The sequence below is a fragment of the Paenibacillus illinoisensis NBRC 15959 genome, assembly GCF_004000925.1.
Taxonomy (GTDB): Bacteria; Bacillota; Bacilli; order Paenibacillales; family Paenibacillaceae; genus Paenibacillus; species Paenibacillus illinoisensis.
Window position 1 is genome coordinate 108,285 of the sequence record NZ_BIME01000011.1, and the last position, 19,907, is coordinate 128,191.

The 19,907-nt window shown below is 46.2% G+C and carries 15 protein-coding genes; 1 reads left to right on the plus strand and 14 read right to left on the minus strand.

Annotation, left to right across the window (positions count from 1 at the left end):
- Window positions 1–2: 2 nt before the first annotated feature.
- The 4 genes from PIL01S_RS23135 to PIL01S_RS23150 form a co-directional block, all read right to left on the minus strand.
- Window positions 3–4,514 carry an Ig-like domain-containing protein gene (locus PIL01S_RS23135; RefSeq protein WP_127539579.1) on the minus strand — a complete coding sequence of 1,504 codons (4,512 nt, stop codon included), beginning with the start codon at window positions 4,512–4,514 and terminating at the stop codon, window positions 3–5.
- A gap of 51 nt (window positions 4,515–4,565) precedes the next feature.
- On the minus strand, window positions 4,566–5,435 hold the full coding sequence (locus PIL01S_RS23140) for a carbohydrate ABC transporter permease (RefSeq protein ID WP_095289326.1): 870 nt from the start codon (window positions 5,433–5,435) through the stop codon (window positions 4,566–4,568).
- A gap of 19 nt (window positions 5,436–5,454) precedes the next feature.
- Window positions 5,455–6,354, minus strand: a complete 900-nt coding sequence (locus PIL01S_RS23145; RefSeq protein ID WP_127539580.1) for an ABC transporter permease — start codon at window positions 6,352–6,354, stop codon at window positions 5,455–5,457.
- 84 nt (window positions 6,355–6,438) lie between these two features.
- Window positions 6,439–8,001 (minus strand): extracellular solute-binding protein, encoded by a 1,563-nt coding sequence (locus PIL01S_RS23150; RefSeq protein ID WP_127539581.1) that lies wholly within the window; start codon window positions 7,999–8,001, stop codon window positions 6,439–6,441.
- A gap of 327 nt (window positions 8,002–8,328) precedes the next feature.
- On the opposite strand from PIL01S_RS23150, the gene PIL01S_RS23155 reads away from it, so the two are divergent.
- Window positions 8,329–10,677, plus strand: a complete 2,349-nt coding sequence (locus tag PIL01S_RS23155) for a helix-turn-helix domain-containing protein (protein WP_127539582.1) — start codon at window positions 8,329–8,331, stop codon at window positions 10,675–10,677.
- A gap of 207 nt (window positions 10,678–10,884) precedes the next feature.
- On the opposite strand, the gene PIL01S_RS23160 is transcribed toward PIL01S_RS23155, so the two are convergent.
- The 10 genes from PIL01S_RS23160 to PIL01S_RS23205 all read right to left on the minus strand — a co-directional run bounded on the left by PIL01S_RS23160 (window position 10,885) and on the right by PIL01S_RS23205 (window position 19,822).
- Window positions 10,885–12,606, minus strand: coding sequence for a helix-turn-helix domain-containing protein (locus PIL01S_RS23160; protein WP_127539583.1), 1,722 nt, complete (start codon window positions 12,604–12,606; stop codon window positions 10,885–10,887).
- Between the two features lie 45 nt (window positions 12,607–12,651).
- Window positions 12,652–13,425: a (2Fe-2S)-binding protein gene (locus PIL01S_RS23165; protein ID WP_127539584.1), complete on the minus strand. Its 774-nt coding sequence runs from the start codon at window positions 13,423–13,425 to the stop codon at window positions 12,652–12,654.
- Between the two features lies 1 nt (window position 13,426).
- Entirely contained in the window at window positions 13,427–14,467 is a 1,041-nt protein-coding gene (locus PIL01S_RS23170; RefSeq protein WP_127539585.1) for an ABC transporter substrate-binding protein, read from the minus strand.
- 663 nt (window positions 14,468–15,130) lie between these two features.
- Window positions 15,131–15,727, minus strand: coding sequence for a chloramphenicol phosphotransferase CPT family protein (locus tag PIL01S_RS23175; RefSeq protein ID WP_127539691.1), 597 nt, complete (start codon window positions 15,725–15,727; stop codon window positions 15,131–15,133).
- A gap of 188 nt (window positions 15,728–15,915) precedes the next feature.
- Window positions 15,916–16,398, minus strand: a complete 483-nt coding sequence (locus PIL01S_RS23180; RefSeq protein WP_127539586.1) for a hypothetical protein — start codon at window positions 16,396–16,398, stop codon at window positions 15,916–15,918.
- 20 nt (window positions 16,399–16,418) lie between these two features.
- Window positions 16,419–16,919: an NUDIX hydrolase gene (locus tag PIL01S_RS23185; RefSeq protein WP_127539587.1), complete on the minus strand. Its 501-nt coding sequence runs from the start codon at window positions 16,917–16,919 to the stop codon at window positions 16,419–16,421.
- A 78-nt stretch (window positions 16,920–16,997) separates the two neighbouring features.
- A complete protein-coding gene (locus PIL01S_RS23190) occupies window positions 16,998–17,285 on the minus strand; it encodes a hypothetical protein (RefSeq protein WP_127539588.1) in 288 nt (95 codons plus the stop codon).
- Window positions 17,282–18,010, minus strand: a complete 729-nt coding sequence (locus PIL01S_RS23195; RefSeq protein WP_127539589.1) for a hypothetical protein — start codon at window positions 18,008–18,010, stop codon at window positions 17,282–17,284. Before PIL01S_RS23195 ends, PIL01S_RS23190 begins: the two co-directional genes overlap by 4 nt.
- Window positions 18,011–18,070: 60 nt before the next feature.
- On the minus strand, window positions 18,071–18,637 hold the full coding sequence (locus tag PIL01S_RS23200; protein ID WP_127539590.1) for a histidine phosphatase family protein: 567 nt from the start codon (window positions 18,635–18,637) through the stop codon (window positions 18,071–18,073).
- A gap of 42 nt (window positions 18,638–18,679) precedes the next feature.
- Window positions 18,680–19,822: an aminoacyl--tRNA ligase-related protein gene (locus tag PIL01S_RS23205; RefSeq protein ID WP_164764318.1), complete on the minus strand. Its 1,143-nt coding sequence runs from the start codon at window positions 19,820–19,822 to the stop codon at window positions 18,680–18,682.
- Window positions 19,823–19,907 lie beyond the last annotated feature (85 nt).

Here is a 19,907-nt window from a genome sequence, read left to right on the forward strand (position 1 = left end):
GTCTATTCTGTTGTTATAGCCTGCCCATCCCGAAGCAGGTAGGCTGCTGCTTCCTCCGTAATATGTTTGCCACTCTGGGCTTGAACCTCATGGAGAAACGCTTCCGTATTCCCATTATCCAGCTTCTTGAGCAGGCTATTAGCGATCCCTCCATTATCAATCCAGGACTTCTCCCGAAAGAGTGCTACCAGCGCTTTGAGTGAGCTGACATCTGCATAAGTGGAGAACGTCACAACCGCTTCCTGTTCATTCCCCGCTTCGTCTGTGGCGGTTACTTTGAAGGTGTGAGCTCCCAGGGGCAGCGTATAGAGAAGCACCGCCGCTCCCTGCTCAATCTGCTGATCATCGAGCCTTGCTGTACTCTTCAATTCATCAACCCCCGACACCTCATCGACAGCAGTCCATGACAGATTCAGGGACTCTGCGCTTGTGTAATATCCAGCAAGCGGCTCTGCCACCGAAATGATGGGTGCCGAGGCATCCAGATTAAACTCCAGCGATTTCGCTTCCTCCGCGTTTCCGGACGAATCCAGTGAACGGTATAGAATGGTATAACGGCCATCCTGACTGAAGGTCAGAGAGTCCTGATAGGCCAGCCAGGTATCCCCTCCATCCAGACTATATTCTGATGATGCAGATTCAGAGCCTTCAGAAGAATGCAAGGCAAGGGTTACAAGCTGTGTATACCATCCATTCATGCCGTCCGGTTCTGCCGGACTCATCAACGCCGTGGTCTCAGGAGCAGTTCGATCCGTATCGATCAGGGAAAATTGGATGTCATCGAACCACATTTCGTTGAACCCGCCAACATAGAAACCTACCGTTCCAGATGGATTGTGCTTGGTATCCGACCCTTCAAGTCGAAGTTCCCCGTTAACGTACACGCGGATGTCGGCACCTTCGACCCGGATGCGGATGCTATACTCCGTATCAGGCTTCAGGTCCTCATCAGGTAGATTCGTCGTTTTCAGAGCTGTCCATGCTCCATTATAAAGAATCCATTGTGAAGTGCCAACCGCCAGCTTCTTGTATGCAATTTTCCCGGATGTGCTGGAGACGGAACGATCATATACATATAGAGTTCCCGTATCCGGCATGACAGCCGGCGTCTTCAGCGTGAAGGTAAGGTCATAGTCGGTATATGTCTTCGGATGAAGGGCCGAGGCACCTTTGAGAATTTTATACTTTTTATTGCCATCCACAGTTACAATACTGCGGTTCGGGTCCACCGGCCATCCGTTCGCTCCCGAATCAAAATCCGTAAAGTGCATTACATCAGATACCTGAATGCGTACGGATGCTGATGCTTCCGGGTTGGCGACTGATGTTACGGTGAGTTCAGCCTCGCCTTCCGCCAAAGCAGTTACCAATCCATGTTCATCCACAGCGGCAATTCCCGGTTGGGAGGTATGAAAGATAACCTCCTTATTCTCGGCATCAAGCGGATCAAATTGAACTTGCAGCTGCTTTTGTTCCCCCTTGACCATGTTGGTATGGCTCTCACCAAGCAGCAAACCGGATACTTCCCTGCTTGGAACGGTAAATTTGATGTCATCAAACAGGAGCTCACTGAAACCGCCGGCATAAAACCCTACCTGGCCGGACGCATTGAATGTCGAATCACTTGCTTTTAGCTTCAGTTTGTTATCCACATAAACACTAATCTCCGGACCCTTAACGATGACTTTCATGTTATAGACCGTATCCGGCTGCAGATCAGGAGCAGCCAGAGTATTCTGCTTCACTGCTGCCCAGGCCGCATTATACAAGAGCCAGGCAGATGTTCCATTTGCATACTTCCGGTAACCAATCCTGCCGCCGCTTCCGCCAGGGTTCAACCGGTCAAACACATAGAATGTGGCATCATCTGCAATGATTTTCGGCGTCTTCATCTTAAAAGTCAGCTCATAATGGTTGAACTCGTTCTCATTTAACGTTGTTGCTCCTTTAACGAGCTTATACATATGGTTACCGCCTTCAACCTCAACAATGCTCCGGTTCGGGTCTGTCGGCCAGCTGTTTCTCCCGTTTTCGAAATCGGTATAATCGATAATGCCATCCCCAACTTCAACGGTAACCTGAACCTCATCCGTTAAGGCCGGGTTGTCGGCAGAAACGGCTGTAATCGTTGCATTCCCTATGCTAACACCCTTCAGCTTGCCGCTTGTATCCACCTTAACAATCGAAGGATCGCTCGACGTGTACTGAATAGCGGGGTTCGTTGCGTTCCAGGGAATTACTGCGGAATACAGAGCGTATGACTTCCCGATACCGATGGTTACGCTCTCGTCATACAATTGGATCCGATCCACAGCAATGTGATCCGGAGCCAGATATGGACCGGCTTTTCCCTGGACCCCTATCTCGCTGAAAGGGATGGCCGGAAAGCCAGGGATCTTTTGGAACACTTCCGCATCCGCCTTCAAATTCAAATCCCCATTCGCCAGATTAACGAAGCCGGGATCATGATCCGTAATCCAGTTGTTCGCATACTGGAGCAGGTTGCGCTTGTCACTTGCTCCCTGATTATTCGTGCCGCTTAATTTCCTCGTCGGGTTATAGATCACATTGTTCTGAAACGTGTTAGTATCCGGATAATACCGGTTCTCCGTGAAGAAATCCGCCAGTTCCGGATATTTCTCGATATGCGGTGTGCCTTCAAAATTGTTGTTCTTTTCAAACAATGCCTTCCATTTAGGCATATAATTTTTGGATATTTGCTGATCCGGTTGATCGCCTAGATACATGTCCGAATATTCATAAGGTACCTTTGCATCAATAAAAAGATTGTTCCGGGTCTTGATATGGGCACCGCCGTTATTAAGAATGGCATCGTTACCCATGCCGTTAAATATGTTCTCTTCAATGGTAATGCCCATTGTAAAGTTATCCGGATATACCCCTTGAACCCCTGCCTTGCCTTCCCCGATATTGTGGAAATAATTCCGGCGGATTACCGATCCCCGTTCCTGAGGCGACTCGCCCAGATTCATATAGATGGCACCGAGATCCGAGAAGGTTTTGCAGACGTCATAAATATTGTTGTATTCCACGAGATGGTCATTGCCAAAGATCAGCATTCCCGGATGAGGAGCGTCATGAATTTCGTTGTGTGAAACCTTGTTCCCCGCACCGGTCAGGAAGATGCTCGGATTATAGGCTTTATGGTAATAAGCAAAATCATGGATATGGCTGTTCTCCACGATATTGTTGCCTGGCTCAAGCGTCTTCTTATCTCCACCATTCAGAATCACCCCGGTCCCTCCGATGTGATGAATATGGGAGCTGATCACCGCATGATTCACTCCGTCCACTTTGGCAAAGTCGTTATACAACCAGCGGCTCTGCGTATTAATCAATACGCCCCCATTGGAGAAATTCCGTATTTCGCAGTGCTCCAATCGGACGCTGTCCCCTCCCATAATGACTGCTGCGGACTCCCGGCCATTCTCCAGGATCAGGTCCTCAAAGGTCACATGCGACAAATTGTTCGCGTTAATCATCGGTGTTTTAAGCATTGTAACCATGATCTCAGGATGATCACTTTCAAAGGCAGCCGTAGGCATAAAGTAGAGTTTGCCTTGCTTCCGGTCGATGTAATATTCACCTGGCATATCGATCTCCTCAAGCAGGTTCTGGGCAAAATGGAAGTCCGGGTACCAGTTGGTAAACAGACCGCTCATCTCTCCGTATGCCAAGGTAATCGTCTTGTTGCTTGTATCGATGGATGCAACTTGGTTGTACGACCATTCCCAGCTGTAACCGAATATGCCATCCAACCAGATGTCATCCGCCTCTTCCCAGAGATCCGGTCTTTCGTAATTGTAGGTAAAGGTCCCGCCGCGTGTCTGCAAATCCGGGTCACTGCGGGTAGGTCCGGGATCGGTGATGGTGCCCATCTGGACCGTTCCATTGTTTGGCCAGCGGGCAAGGGTCATGCCTTGACCTTCGACATACAGCTCCATCGGAGGAACCTGACTGACGTCATTGGCTTTGTAATAACCATGCCGGCTCATTACACCGTAATCGGTGATGCCTTGCGCTTTCAGGTCTGCCTGCAGGACTTTCGTTCTGGCATCCGCACTGATGATTCGGTCCAGGACATTCGTGTCCGTTACCGGAGAAAACCAGTTTTTTTGAAGTTCCAGACCGCCGTTTAACCGTACGCTTTCTCCGGGATAAGCCTTGTAGGTTATCCGCTTATTCTCCGTACCGGAGTCCTGCTCCTCCAGAAGAAAACTTTCGCTTCGATTATAGGTACCGCCCCTTAAATAGACCGTCACACCACCTTCACGCAGCCCGGAACCCTTCTTCAATTGCCGGATTGCATCCCTGGCCTTTTCAAGTGTACGGAATGGAGCGGCTTCCGTTCCCGGATTCGAATCGTCACCATCATTTGAAATATAAAAGACAGCACCAGGGTTAACCGCATCTTCCGCATTCGCTCCCGTAACCGGCAGACCCCCCACCAACAAGACCAGGATTAATGCAATAATGATTGGTCTCCTCATCATCTTTGGAAATACCTCCCTTATAAGATCAATCAGATATTATGCGCACGATCACTACCCTTTTACAGACCCAATCATGGTTCCTTTTTCGAAATATCGAAGCAGGAAAGGATACATGACAATCACCGGCAAGGAGCTGACAATGACAGCCGCCATTTTCAAGCTCTCCGGCGCAGGCGGTGTTGCAAGCGTCGCCGTAGTAAACGGGTCCAGTTTGCTCTCGATGAGGATCTGGCGGACAACCTGCTGCAGCACGAATTTGGATGAATCGGTGACGTAAAGCAGGTTATCCATAAACGCATTAATGTGGTAAACCAGATTCCAGAGCCCGATCGTCACAAGTGACGGAATGGACAGCGGGAGCAGGATACGGAACAGAATTCGCAAGTCCCTTGCCCCGTCGATACGAGCTGCTTCGATCAGCGCATCCGGAACGGAGCGAAAAAATGAGATCATTACAAGCACATGAAAAGCATTGGCAGCGGATGGCAGCACATAGACCCAGTGCGTGTTAAGCAGATGCAGTTCTTTGATTAATAGATATTGCGGGACAATCCCGCCATCGAAGATCATCGTGAACAACAGCAGCATGATCAGCAGCCGCTTCATGGGCAGATCGGGACGGGAGAGCGGATAAGCGGCGCAGATGGTAACCAGAAGTGTTAAGGCCGTCCCTACGACCATTCGAAACAGCGTATTCGCATATCCTGACCAGATTAGCGGATAGTCCAGAAGCCCGCGGTATGCTTCCCACTCGAAATCCCGAGGATAAAAATGAAATCCGCTTCGAAGAGCTTCTCCCCTACCGCTGAAGGAGACGGACAGGACATGAATGAACGGGTACACAACGATGAGTGCCAGGATGGACAATATAAGGTAGATCATGGCTGGTGCAATGAGCTCTTGCCATCTTTTTATTTTCATGACTGTCTTCCTCCTGCCTTTACCATAGACCGCTCTCGCCGCGGCTCAATTTTCGCACGGTCAGATTAGCCCCCAGAATCAACAGGAGCCCCACCAGCGATTTAAACAAACCTATGGCCGCGGTGTAACTGTACTGAAACTGCTGCAGACCTACCCGGTAGACATAAGTATCGATGACGTCACCTGTTTCGTAATTGACCGGATTTAACAGATTGATGATTTGTTCAAAATTTGCGCTCAGGAAACCACCAAGACTCAGAATAAACATAATAGCGACCGTGGGCATAATGGACGGGATATTAATTCGAATGATTCGCTGCCAACGATTGGCTCCGTCAATGACGGCCGATTCATGCAGCTCCGGGTTGATCGCCGCCAAAGCAGCAAAGTAGATGATCGAGCCCCAGCCGATATCCTTAAGGATTGAAGAAATGACCACAATCGGACGGAAATATTCCTTCTTTCCCATATAAAAGACAGGTTCCCCTCCAAACCACTTCACAATTTCCCCTACAACGCCGGACGTTGGAGAGAGAAAATAAATAATCAGGCCGGACATGACGACCCACGATACGAAATGAGGCAAGTACATGGTCGTTTGGATGAACCGCTGGAAATACCTTGACCTCACCTCGTTAAGCAAAATCGCCAGTACGATTGGTGCGGGAAAAGCAAAGATCATCTGATACAAATTCAGGAGCAGGGTATTTTTAAGTAATCGATAAAAATCCCCATTCTGAAACAATTCTTGGAAATGGCGGAATCCCACCCACGGACTTCCCCATATCCCGTCGACGACCCGGAAATCCTTGAAGGCAATGACGACTCCATATAAAGGGCCGTATTTAAATACGACGAAGAATGCGAAGGCGAATAGAAATAGTAAAAGCAGCTCTCCGTGTTTTTTTATCGTTTTCATGGCGCACTTCCTTGTTAAACCGAACCTGGAAGACCTCCCGCAAGGGATCATTAATCCCTCACGGGTGTCCAGACCAAGTCCGGGTTATTTTTTGAATTGTGCTTGGTACATTTCATTGGCTTCCTTCGTTAATTCATCGCCGCCTTTTGCCTTCCATTCCGTTACGAATGTATCAAAATCAGTCAGAGGAATTTCGCCGCTGATGATTTGTGCGAAATATTTTTGCATGAGTGACGTCAATTCCTGTTTGTATTTTCCGTCCGAAGGCAGTACAGAGAATAGCAGCGCATCAGTCCATCTTGGAGCAGATGAATACGTTTTGACCGCCTCATTCAGCTTCGGATCGGAATATTTGTCCCGATAAGCCTGGGTGGTAATGTTACCAAAAGAGAACAGACGGATTCCCAGTTGATCACGCTGCTCCTGCTTATCGAATCCAGGCAAAAATGTAGTCGCCCCCGAGGTAGCACCACTCTCAGCAAAATCCCATTGCTCCCCCTTTACACCAAGGCTGGTCATATTGATGGTCTCTTCATCATTGCTCTGTGCCTGTAAAATTTCGAACAGCTTCTCAAGCTTCTCAGGCTGATCCTTGACTTTGCTGCCGATAACCAGGAAATTGCTCTTGATTCCCCAATCCCATGAGCCGTCACCGCCAGGGCCCTTCGGATTTTTGGAGAATGCCATCTTGGCATCCGGATTCAATGCCAGCATTTCCTTGACTGTGGCAGATTCCGGCAGGGCGCCTTTGCTGATCTGCTCTTCAATGACACCGATCCGATTGTTATACAGTTTCTTACGATAGGAATCCTGTGTATCTGTAATAAATTCAGGATCGATGACCCCATCCGCATACCATTTGCGCAGCTTCGCCAAGGCTTCCTTGGTCTCAGGCATGATCGATCCATTTACAATCTGACCATCCCTCTCCATCCACATGGTCGGCTCGACACCGAATGCACCGAAGATGGAATAGAACCCGGATGACCACGTGGACGTAGCTGTTCCTGTCAACCCGTACGTATCCTTCACCCCGTTACCGTCCGGATCCTTTTGTGCAAAGGCATAAACGGCTTCCTCGAATTCATCCAACGTCTCCGGGACTTTCTGAATGCCGACCTGATCCAGCCAGTCTTTACGCCACAACATCCCCAGATCGTAAGGCTTCAAATCGATAAACATCGGGATAGCCCACAGCTCGTTATTAACGGTAACGGTCTGGAAAAGCTCTTTCTTTTTCTCTATATCCGCGTAATACTCAGGCATTTTCTCCTTCAACATGTTCTGATCAATGCTCATTAACACGCCCTGATTTTGGTAAGCGATTACATTAGAAGGATCACCGAGCATGAATATGTCTGGTATATCCCCGGAAGCGATACTGGCGTCCGTTACCTTCACGGGTTTGATCTTTACATTAAACTTTTGCTCCAGCCACTTCTGGACCTCCGAGTCATTGACAACTCCATCCGCGGCAAAATGAATGCCCCAGGAAATTTCGATCGGATCGGAGTTTGCTCCCGGCGTTTCTCCTGCATTTGAACTCGGGCTTGAGGTATTCGTCTCGGAAGTGCATCCGGTAAGCAAGCTTGCCGTTAAACTTACAGCCAGTAAGATAACGCTTACAAATTTGATTCTTTTACTCAAAAGAACCTACCCCCTGTTGTTGGATTGGTTTTGGATTCGAGAATCCCGCATCCTGCATCACGACCCGGCCGGGTATTGGAAACGGTTTTTACATACTTAAAATTTAAGCTTTATACCTTCCGGCGCACAATCCTCTCATTCCATTTTTTTTATGTTTTTGGCTTCAGAAGCCGCGTAGAGCCACTGACGTTATTCCGTTTTTTGTATGTTTTTCAATTTCGATCTGTTCTAAGTCCGCTGGTGTGATATATAATGGACTGCACAACTGTTGAGATCATCAAATTTTATTGTAAGCGCTACCACAGCTAAGATGAGGAGGGGATTGCCATGAGGGGACTTTTTGCCATGAAAAATAACTCCATGTTCGTGAAACTGCTCCTATCGATGACTGCCATAGCTTTGATCACTGTTATTCTCATTTCTTCGGTCACTTACATGATTTCGGCTGATAACAGTGTCCGTAACGCCATCGGTTATAATGAATCTGTCTTGACTCAGCAGAAGGAGCTGATTCATAAGGAGCTGACCACCATCGGAAATGCGGCCAATAGTCTGCTGATGGCTCAATCCTATGTGTACCATACCATCGGAGGCAAGCTCTCTGTAAGTTCATTAATTGATCTATCCACTCTTGTAGAAGAGCAAAAAAAGCTCAGTCCCTACATCGATTCCATTTATCTGTACTATGCCCCGCTCGAACTTGTCCTGACATCACGTCCGGAGGTAAAGACATCTCCTATAGCCGACTTTGCTGACCAATCCTGGATGGATACCTTAAATCAAGACTCAGCATCTCGTACCGTCTGGTTAACGGGAAGAACGAATGGATTTTCTCCGGATCGTTCTGCGACCTCCCTCATTCAGAAGATGCCACTGATTGGCCAAGTGGAGGGCGCGATCGTCATTAATTTGAATCTGGATCGACTCTTCGCTGACTACTTAAGTCATTACAATAGCAAGAAAGGCACCATCATGGTCATTGGCCCACAGGGTGAACTTCTCTATTCCGATGCTCATGACAGAGAAGCACTCCTTCAGGAATGGGATGCCGAACAGATCACATCAGACAGCGGCTACTATATTGGCGATTCTGATCAGATCGTATCCTACACTTCATCAAATATGACAGGCTGGCGATTCGTCGATATCACCGAACGATCCGTCCTTCTGCAAGGCATGAACCGAATTAAAGTCCTCATTTGGACAGTCGCCATCCTATATATAACGGCTGCTGTTGCTATTTCCTATTTTTTATCGAGAAGACTATATCGCCCGCTGCAAAGTGTGATTTCCTATATTGTGAGCTCTGAAGGATCCGAACGGCGCGACAGATCCAGCGCCCCCAGCAGCACGGATGAAGCAGGCTTTATCCGTCATTCATTTGAGCAGATGACACGTAACCGCGATATGTTAATCAAAGAAAAGCTAAAAGTGGATGAACTCCTCACCGGAAATCGCACGGCTATTAAGGAAAAGTATTTGAACGATTTAATCCAGGGAAACGTACAGGAGGAAGCACCAAACAGACCGGACCATGCGGCAGAGCTGCTTAGATTACAGGTTAATTTCAATCGTTTCGCCGTCCTGACCCTTGAACTCGAGGAGCATCAGCCGATGAGCGGATCGGAGGATATATTCCATTCCCATCTGCTCCAATACGGTCTGATGGAAGAGGTGGGAAAGGATATCGACGGAGAAATTTTTGTCAAAGACAGCAGGCACACGGTCATCCTTCTCTCCTTACATCCGGATGCCGATGATACCTTTCCTGTGGAACAAGCCAGAAGCCTCAAATCATATTTTCTCAGTCGTTATGGTATCTCTGTGACCATCGCTGTCAGCCGTATTCACTCCGGCGAACAAGCCGTGCGTGCAGCTTACAACGAGACTCAAGAGGCACTAAATATGAAAATCTACATTGGGAAGGGCGAAATTCTGCCCTATTCGATCCTTGATGAATGGAAATCGGAAGAAGATACCTACTATTATCCGTATGAACTCGAAACGAAGCTGCAGCAATCCCTGCTGAAGACGGATAAAGAGGAATGTACTGCCGTGATCCGGGCCATCACCCGGGAGGTGCTAAAGCAAAGGCTAGGTAAAGCCAATATTCATCAGCTATATGTTCAGTTAAGCGGGGAGCTGGTTAAAACACTCGTTCAGACTGGCGGCGAGGTGACCGCTGTTATCGGTGAAGGATCGTCCTATACCGATGCTCTGGCACGCGCCGAAACTATTCAAGATATGGAGGAATGTGTCTTAACGATATGCAATAAGATTATCGACTACCACCGGGTAAAGCGCTCCAAAATGACGGATGTAACTCTTCAGCTGGCAACGGAATTCATGGACAACCATTACAATAAGAATATATCTGTGGATAACGTGGCGGAACATGTAAAACGCAGCTCGTCCTACTTGGGGCGCATCTTCAAGGAGTCTACAGGCATGACGGTTAATGACTATCTCATCCAGCTGCGCATCAAGCGCGCCATGGAGCTGTTGAAGCAGACAGATGCTTCCGTTGAGGAGGTTTGCCGGGAGATTGGGTATGCAAACGTCAGCTATTTCAACAAAATATTCAAAGCCAGAACAGGACTTACCCCGGGACAATTTCGGCACCAACACGCGGCAGACCAACGGTTAACTCAGGGAAAGGGGCCGAAGACATCCTAAATAGGCCAATTTCCGAAAGAAGAGTCGACCAGGCCCGACCAGACATTCCGTTGTTCTTGGCATTCCGTAAAGAGCGATATATCACTAAGATGACTCGCCTAGGTATGTTAAATGTAAAAAGAAACCGTCCCTTTGGTATGTGATTGCGCACACTTCCATTTTACAAGGAACGGTTTCTTTGGGTTTATCATTTTCAGGATGGGGCGCTCAAGCCAACAAAGCCTGAGCAATCTGATCGATCATGCCATTGATGCCAGTTGGTCCATAACAGCCGATCCATGTCGCGGCATCAACCGAGTATATATGTTGTTGCTCATTTGTATCCAGCATGCCCCAGACACTCTGCTCTGTAGCAGACATTCCCTCCTGCATGATCTCGCTGCTAAGCAAAAAGTAGTGGCTGGCATGTACGGCCGGCAGTCTGTCAACCGAAATATGATAAGCCGTGTCGGAGGGATCGGCTACAAATAACGGGGCAGGCATACCCAGGTCTCGATAGAGCACAGCGCCTGTACGATGTGAGGCTGTATGCACCCGGACCATAGACTCGAACGGGCGAATTAGTGCCACGCTCTTACCTGCCAGTACAGGAGCAAGTTCTTCTGACAGCAATGCAGTTCGTCGATGATAATCTGCAACGATCCGCTTGGCCTCTGCTCGCTTGCCTGTCAGCTCACCGAACAGACTGAGAATGGTCTGCCAGCTCTCATTGCGTTTAAACATGAGAACCGGAGCGATCCTGCTTAACCGTTCATAGTGCGGTTCATGCACCTCGGTACATATAATCAGATCCGGATACAGTCGTTCCACCGCTGGCAGATCGGGAAACTCATACGTCCCGAGTAATTCGGTACCCTGAAGCCTTGCCCTGATATATTGAGGGAAATGGAACGCCGCACTTCCCGATCCTACACTACCTGCCGGGGACAACCCAAGTGCAAGCAGATGATCCGCATATTGTACATCGAGTACAGCAATACGCTGTGGAGATATGGTGACATCATATTGACCTCGCAGATGGCAAATCACGGTGCCTTTTGACGACTCATACCAAGAAGCCATGCGGTTCTGCGGCAAGGGATACATAGAGAGAGCACTTGCTCTCGAAGCAGCAGTTTGCCTATAGAACTGAGGAGGAACTCCATGGTATTTCTTAAACGCCCTGCTGAAATAATACATATCGCGATAGCCCATTCTCTCTGCAATTTCCCCAATAGGAGCATCCGTATGACGGAGCATCCGCGATGCACTCTCCATCCGCAGCTGGATGACGTACTCCATCGGTCCAATTTGCTTCTCCTGTTTGAACCGTCGCTGCAGCTGTCTTACGCTGCATCCCGCAATTGCCGCCAGCTCTTTCAGCTCCAGATTCTGGCGATAATGCCCCGCTATATACGCAGCGACAACATCCACCATGTCTGATGCAGTCCCGCCCTGACCACGTTCATACTCCATAATAAGTTCGTAGAGCATCCCCTGCAGCAGTGCATTGGCGTGAAAACGTTCCAGCCCTTCGCCCCTATTCCATTTCGCTGCAATTTTTTCCGCCATCTCAACCCATTCCGCCTGAGTTCCCGGGTGCTCAACAAACGAAGTACGCAGCGGGTGATTGCGGTGCGAGGGCAAAACAAGGGAGACTCCTTCCATGGAGACTGCCTTATACATGATCAAGATATAATCCATGTTGTCTGAGGTGGCAGTCAGTGTAAAGGAGGATCCCTCTATCACATGAGCAGCAAAAGAAGCTCCAATGTGGCAAACCTCACCATTCATTGCAAGCTCCCCTTCTCCGCCGCTAGCCAGCAGCAACAGATTTGATGTTAATTCGGCTTCGCTAAGACTACTGCCTGGCTGCAACGTACCGCTATGTACGTCAACCATCTTGATCGTCGTATCACTCCATAGACTTGTCTGTTCTTGAAGCGGCATTTCTCTCATCTCCTGACAATAGCAAAGGTAAGGTTGTTGCTGCTGTCATTTTAATTGAGATTCATTCTCATTGTCAATTTTCGGACATTTGTTGCAATACTCCTCTGACATCTGATAGTAAAAGCAGCAGGTAATGCGCTTGCTCTTCGCAACAGGAACGTTGTTTTGGATTTCTGTATATCGGGTAAACGGATTACGCTTTACACCGAACACCTGCCCTGGCGCGCCTTGTGTCAGGTAAGTAAAATCATTCTGAACGTGCTGGCTTTCCAGCCCATCATCTGCATCAGTTGTATACAACCGGCCAATACGTACCATGATATTCTCCCAGAGAATACTCATGGATAGAGATGCAATTGCAGCAAGCGTCTTTAACAGTGGTGTAAGCTGTACTGCAAACATCTCTTCTACCACCTTTTCCCGCCACACTTCCCTGTCTCCTGTCACTGCATCTGCCTGAAGCCGATTCACCGCCAGATAAGGAAAACGTGTCCCCCCCTCATGAGCGGAGAGCTTCGGATGATAGAGGAAACTGTTCTCCAGCTCAAAGGAAACATGCTGATGATGAAAAGTCATCGCCGTCACCAGCGGAGCGGTCCACAAATAGCCAATTCGCTTGGCTAGCATCGAAGCGGCAACCTTCATGTCAGGCGCAGCAATATACTCCTGAAACCAGCTTATATACTCTCGGCATGCAGCTTCTTCATGCAGCTCGCTCAAAGCAATGATACGGACATTAGGTTCAGGCGGCATACCAAGCCATATCGAATGATCCTCCACCGTTTGTTGCCATAAGTCTGTCGAGAGATATTGGTTCATGTTAATTCGATCCCAGCAGGGCTTCCGAAGCCTGATCTACAATCAGATTAATGGCAAGCGGTCCGTAGTATGCGATCCAAAGTGTTGAATTCACATCATACGCACGGTTATTTTTCACGGCATCAAGAGACTTCCATACTGGATTGTTAATCATAGCCTCTGCTTCTGCGGCAAACAGCTCATCCGACAGTACGAAATAACGATCCGCGCCAATCTCCGGAACCTTCTCCATTGAGATTTCAACAGAGGTATCATCCTTGATTCCCTCAACGAGTGCAGGCATCTTCAAGCCCAGATCCTGATACAGAATACCGCCTGTACGATGCTCAATACCATGGACACGAATACCTTCTTTTCTCGGACGGATCAGGGCTACCGTTTCATCTCCCATTTTCTCTGACAGCTTCGCCTTCAGTCCAGCGACTTTGTCCTCATACGCCTGACGCACCTTCTCTGCCTCGTCCTGCTTGTCTGTAATCTTAGCGACCGTGGCTAACGTATCGCGCCAATCTTCGTAGAAGTCGAGTACGAGGGTCGGTGCAATTTTGCTTACATTCTCATACTGTTTCTCCTGGAAGTCGGTCATGATAATCAAATCGGGGTCCAAGGCTACAATTGCTTCCAGATTGGGCTCGTCCCGTGTACCCAGAACCTGTACGTCACTTGGCTGATCACCTAGGTATTCTGGAAAATCGGTGTTACCTCCAGCGATAACACTGCCTGCGGGCTTCTCGCCAACGGCTAACATTTGATCCAGAAACTTAACATCAAGTACAGCAATTTTATTTGGTTTTTCGTTGAGTGTCAGCTCACCCTTCATGTGTGTGATCGTTACAGGGAAAGCTCCTGCAGTCTGAACTTCTTCAGTGGCAGGTGTCTCCGCTGGTGTTGCCGCAGATTGCTTACCGCTATCTGTACCTGTTCCGGCACCGCAAGCCGTCAGGACAAGAATCAGGGCCAGCATCAGGCCCATTAACAATCGTGATTGGCGGGCAGTGTAGGTATTGCTTCCAGCCGCTTGCCCCTTCGTTCCTTGTTTCATGATGAATCCCCCTTTTGTATAATACTGATAATGATTTTCATTATCGAAACATAAGGAGAGTATAAACGATCTACACATCGCGTTACCATGTACTTTTGCGACATTTCAGCCGGACTAATGCGACATCAACGAGCCCTTACCCGCCTTTTAATGTTTCAGCAAACTACGCTTGCAGTTGGTAAATGTCTGAAAAAGCTCTTCCTCCTCCGGCGTATTTCCATATTCACCTTGCCGACAATAATAAAAACAAAAAAGGAAGGCCCTTCTCTATTCCATAGAGACTGAGACGACCTTCCAATCTTCTTTTCGAAACTGCATTAACACGTTTGATATAGAACTCACCATTTCCAAGCTACTCTGGATACTCCCTTGAGGCCTCGATCAATTCATCTTCTTCATCAAAAACGTTCAGAACTCTCTCAATATCACTCACTTCATAGCTTCTAACAACAATAAGCTGTTGCATATGAAGACCTGGTGGGTCTATGTCCGGTCGTGACAAGTTATTTAGTAAACGTTCTGGTGTATATAAGATGCTCCACCTTCTGGAGCCGTCCGTGAAATACATTGTGATCTCTATCCAATTCCATTCTTCTGGATGATCCGATCTCACTTCATCATCAAAATGCCACTTGATCAACCTTGGTCTTGAATTCCGTTCTTTTACGATAGTATAACCTCTCTTCTACTCAACTTCTTAAACGCCGAGAATTCCTGCTTGGAATTGATATAATCTAATATCTTTGCCGCACTGTCAGCTGATCTGAGTTCTTCCGTATTCACTTCAAGATCATATTCATCATAGGCATATATGTAGTCAAACTGGGAATGGGCAAGTCCAATTGCGCGATCTCCCCTGCTTTGCTCTCTTCTGGTGAGTTCTTCCTTGGAGCAGTGCACGCCCACAAACAATATCGGATAGTCTGAAAGCAAATCATAAAAACCGTTAAACCACTTGTCATTGGTAATGACCGTATCCACAATGACATTCAAACCCATCTCCGAAAACAGTTTAATGGTTGAATAGAACAATGAGACAATCGGGTCAAAAAGGATATCTGTCATCACATGAGGTTCCAATTCTCTTGTAGGTTGCATATCTGGGTATGTATTGTCGATAAACTGGTCATAATTCTGGAAAAATTGATCTACAGACAAATGATGTAACGGAATGTTTCCCTGCTTTTTCAATTCCATCGCGATACTTGTCTTTCCCGAACTTGACGTTCCGTTCAAAAAGATAATCAGTCCTCGTTCCACATGAATCACCCTCACGTATAAGATTGGCGTATCTTTCAGAAACATGTTCCCGTATCCTTGTGCTGGGTAGCCAGCACCTGTCAAATCAAGGCCCTATGCCTGCAGCTTGAATATGATGTTATGTGTAGTCATCTGCTCTTATGAAGCAGATTTACATATTCTTGCTCAATGATAAGAATGCAGCGACATTAAGCTCCACTTTCTTTATCGAGGCTTACATTAAACGAAGCTGGTATAGGTTTTTGTCCAGAATCATTGGGTATCACAATAATTTCAACCGTTAGATTTAGAGAATCAGGCAGTTCGTTTTCATTTATATTCTCAATACCAACCAAGTAATAATGCTTTTCGTCCAGCTCTATCAGACCTCCACCTGTCGAGCCAGAAGTTGAAATTAAATTCCCGTCATTATAAAGCTTACAAGAAATATTATTCTCCTTCAAACTGAACCCTTTTACTTCATATCCAACCTTGATTTCATTTTCGGTGTAATAAGCATTTCTTAAATTAATCGTACCACCATCAACCATTTGGGTCTGAATCTCAATATTTGCGTTGGGCATCTCTGGTTTTCTTAATAAATACCCCACTCTAAAATACCATATCGTCACCAATACAATTACAAGAAGAACAGTAATAGCGATAATATACTTCTTTTCTTTTATATACATCTTAATTACTCCTTACATCTTCAGTCTCCTTCAAGTTCTTTTCCAAACCTGTGCTTCAAATAATATATTATTCCTGCGCGATCAACATCTGAGAATTGTCTTGGATCATTGACCATACGCTCATAGACCTCATCAATCGTTCTCCATCCGATATTTGTCGTTTCGTCACCCTCTTGTAAGAGTTCCCCCTCCACCTGACATATAAAATACATGCCGATAGAATCCACAGGCCCTTTCATGGTTTGATATACACAATACGGCTCCAAACATTCAACTTCAAAATTCGGATTGATCCCACATGTATCTATTCGCTTGTGACTATCTTCTACGGCCACAACGGTCAAACCTGTCTCTTCATATACTTCTCTTCTCAATGCATCTATGATGGATTCGTAAAGTTCCAATCTGCCGCCCGGTAATTCCAGTGACTCCTCATTCTTTTTATTTCGAGTCTGAATTATGATTTCTGTTCTATCCCTATCATGGCGTTCTATAAAAGCTCTAGCATTAACATAGAACATGAATGATTCTCCTTTAGTTAATGTCTTCATATCAAAGGGTTCATGAACATCTAAGTGTGTAAAACATAATGTGTAATTTTATTTTCCCCACCCACCCTTTAACTTCTCAGCAATGTATAACTGCAATCTGTGGATGTCTGAACAAACCTCTTCTTCCTCAGGTGTATTTCCATATTCCCCTAGCCAACGGGGTGTGTTGATATGCCACTCTTTTGACCTATATTGTTTACGATTCCGATACTCTATCATATGGTTCAAGAGATACTCCAGAGAGCCGAAGGATTGCTTACTTCTATCGTTAACTATGATTTGTATTTTTTCAATGATCGCCTGTAGCATGTGTTGGATATATTCTTCTGTACTCATGAGCGTCTACCGATAAATAGCTTACTCTGAGTCCAATGAAGATTATAGCCATAGCGATATAGCTCAAAGTATGGATACAGGCAGTTTTCTGCCTCCTGCAAACCTTGATAGCGGGGCCACTGCAAGTAATAGGCTACCCAATAATCGCAAGCAATGGAATAGTATGCTTCACTTAATAGCTCGATATTTTCGTTGTAATCGCTACGTGAGCGAAGAAGGTCTCCAAGCGCTTCGTAAACGACCTCGCTATCCTCTTCATCCGTACCTTGAAGCAACCTTTGCTCTAACCTGCCAATTTCGCCTGGCTGTAATACAACAACTTCCTTTACACATGATAAAGCTCTAAATGCTTCCTTAGCTGCATCCGCCGCTTCGTCATCCTCCGGTACCTTGGAGAACAGGAGCTTCAATCTTTGGATTAACTCCTCCCCCAGACTACGCAATGTGTCCTCGGAAGCATCCTCATTCCCGCCATTGAAATAACCTGGCACATATTCGCCGGCGAAATCCTCTGGATTCAACATCTCATAGATCGGACGAATCCTATCCAGGAAACGCTGGCCTTCTGGAATCGGCTCAAACACCCGTTCAACGCCTGCTCCCGTTGGCATAAACCACTGAAATAATCCATAGAAATGGTCTGCTTCAACCTCTTCATCATCTTCTGGCTCACATTCGTCTCCGCCCATCGCTAGTAAATAGCGGCCGTATTCCTGTTGTTCCATCCATACCATCCCTCTCTCAGTTCAACCCAATTACTACTCTCTCTATCAATTACTTTTACCCTATGCTTCCCATAACCTTGTCACTTGCTCTAATTCCATCCCTTCAAATTGAAGCTTATAGATATCGGGTTTGCTGGTTTGATTAGAAAAATCAAAGCCGTAGCTTGCATCAAAGTAATTCATCATCAACGTCATGACATGTCCGTGCGTGCCAATAGCTACCTTTTTCCCCTGGTATTCTTCTAGAATTTGCTTGAACACATTTACAGCTCTATTCTGGCAAACCGTATTAGACTCTCCTCCTGGTAAAGCATAATCAAGGTCTTCAAACATTCGCTTCGAAGCAGGCATAAATTCTTCATTCCTAATATTATCATCTGAAAAATGCCTTTCCCGCAGGTCCTCCATAATATGAATGTCTATTCCCAATGCTGTTGCCAGCCCCTCCAAGGTTAAGACAGCCCGGGCATACGGACTTGAAAAGATGGTATGTATTCCTTCGTCCTTTAATATTTCTGTTATTTGGGCTGCATTCCCTTGGCCCTTCAAGGTAAGTCCTCTCGTTCTTTCCGTTCCTTCCGTATACGGTGATTCCGCATGCCTAACCATATAAATGATAGTCTTCATATGCCCTCCTTGAAAGTTAGTGACGTAGAACTCTACGTAACTTCACATGATTGATCTCTTGTAATATTCACGAATTTTTTCAGGGTAACCTTGAATATCCAACCCAAAAGTGGACATTACGGCGTAGACCCAGCGATCGATACCAAATGCTACACAACCAGAATGCAGATATTTTTTATCCATTGCGGATGTGATATCAAACTCCCTGCATAGTGTATCTTTGACATTATTAAATGAGGCAATGGAAAAGGAAATATCTGAATTGGGGATCTCCACAACTAATTCATACTTCATATCTGCAAGCATTTGATGTTGGGCTCGTGAGGAATCCTGAGGAAAATAAAACGGGTCGTGTGCAGTTTCTATTCTACCGCAAAAACCTAATTCATTGAAAAGATCCCAGATCTCCTCTAAAATATCATTTCGTATTTGAGTAACAAATTCAGGTTGTCCGAAATATATGATCTCTCTCATTGAAAATTCATTCATTCGATGTTGCCCAATTCTCCATGCTGCTTCGTGTCTAAAGCAGCTTCCTTCAGCCGTGAAAACAATTGGATCCTTGATTTCTTGATTTTTCAGCTCTTGGTAACAATGAAAACATACAGCAGGCGAAAGCATAAATTCATTTATCCTAACGAGATTTTCAATATCTTGTTCATTTTGAACTTGTTTGAGTGCGTAATAGTCATGAGGCAGTTCAGCTACAAAGTATGCATTTTGAGGAAAGTAATTTACATATTTACAAATATCCATTACTTCACGCGGTATAAGAGAGGAATACTTTCTGTTTTTTGCATTGTACTTCTGGCTGATGCTATGAAAAAGCAAATCAAATATGGAATACAGTTCTGCTGCAAGTTCTTTTTTCATTGTTCCATTCAAAACGAAGTCATTTGCCATTTCCATTTGATCTATTTTAGGATAGGTTTGCTTTGGTTGATCTTGCGTTCTAATCAAACGAGATCCCATTGCTCTTATTTCTTTTTCTTCAAGGATCATTTTGTGGACAATATCAAGCAAATATTCCGTATTCGCTTCGTTTTCACTTTCAATCAAGATCTCTCTGTTGATTTCGTCGTATGTACATCCGAATATTCCCTCCATACTATAAGCCAATTTTAAAGTGAGTGCATGTGCTTGTTTATCATTCAGTACCCCTGTAACAGGAACCCGGATAGACATGATGGATGACCTCCTTTGAATTGAAACGAGATTAGACTCGGAAAAGCGGAACATAACTATTCAAATTAAAATCAAGCAGGACTTT

Bases quoted from the DNA above. Each gene is read 5' to 3' on its own strand.
- PIL01S_RS23190 (WP_127539588.1), bottom strand. From the start codon at position 17,285: ATGAGTACAGAAGAATATATCCAACACATGCTACAGGCGATCATTGAA.
- PIL01S_RS23135 (WP_127539579.1), bottom strand. From the start codon at position 4,514: ATGATGAGGAGACCAATCATTATTGCATTAATCCTGGTCTTGTTGGTG.
- PIL01S_RS23145 (WP_127539580.1), bottom strand. From the start codon at position 6,354: ATGAAAACGATAAAAAAACACGGAGAGCTGCTTTTACTATTTCTATTC.
- PIL01S_RS23160 (WP_127539583.1), bottom strand. From the start codon at position 12,606: ATGCCGCTTCAAGAACAGACAAGTCTATGGAGTGATACGACGATCAAG.
- PIL01S_RS23205 (WP_164764318.1), bottom strand. From the start codon at position 19,822: ATGTCTATCCGGGTTCCTGTTACAGGGGTACTGAATGATAAACAAGCA.
- PIL01S_RS23185 (WP_127539587.1), bottom strand. From the start codon at position 16,919: ATGTTCTATGTTAATGCTAGAGCTTTTATAGAACGCCATGATAGGGAT.
- PIL01S_RS23180 (WP_127539586.1), bottom strand. From the start codon at position 16,398: ATGTATATAAAAGAAAAGAAGTATATTATCGCTATTACTGTTCTTCTT.
- PIL01S_RS23140 (WP_095289326.1), bottom strand. From the start codon at position 5,435: ATGAAAATAAAAAGATGGCAAGAGCTCATTGCACCAGCCATGATCTAC.
- PIL01S_RS23195 (WP_127539589.1), bottom strand. From the start codon at position 18,010: ATGGAACAACAGGAATACGGCCGCTATTTACTAGCGATGGGCGGAGAC.
- PIL01S_RS23165 (WP_127539584.1), bottom strand. From the start codon at position 13,425: ATGAACCAATATCTCTCGACAGACTTATGGCAACAAACGGTGGAGGAT.
- PIL01S_RS23155 (WP_127539582.1), top strand. From the start codon at position 8,329: ATGAGGGGACTTTTTGCCATGAAAAATAACTCCATGTTCGTGAAACTG.
- PIL01S_RS23170 (WP_127539585.1), bottom strand. From the start codon at position 14,467: ATGAAACAAGGAACGAAGGGGCAAGCGGCTGGAAGCAATACCTACACT.
- PIL01S_RS23200 (WP_127539590.1), bottom strand. From the start codon at position 18,637: ATGAAGACTATCATTTATATGGTTAGGCATGCGGAATCACCGTATACG.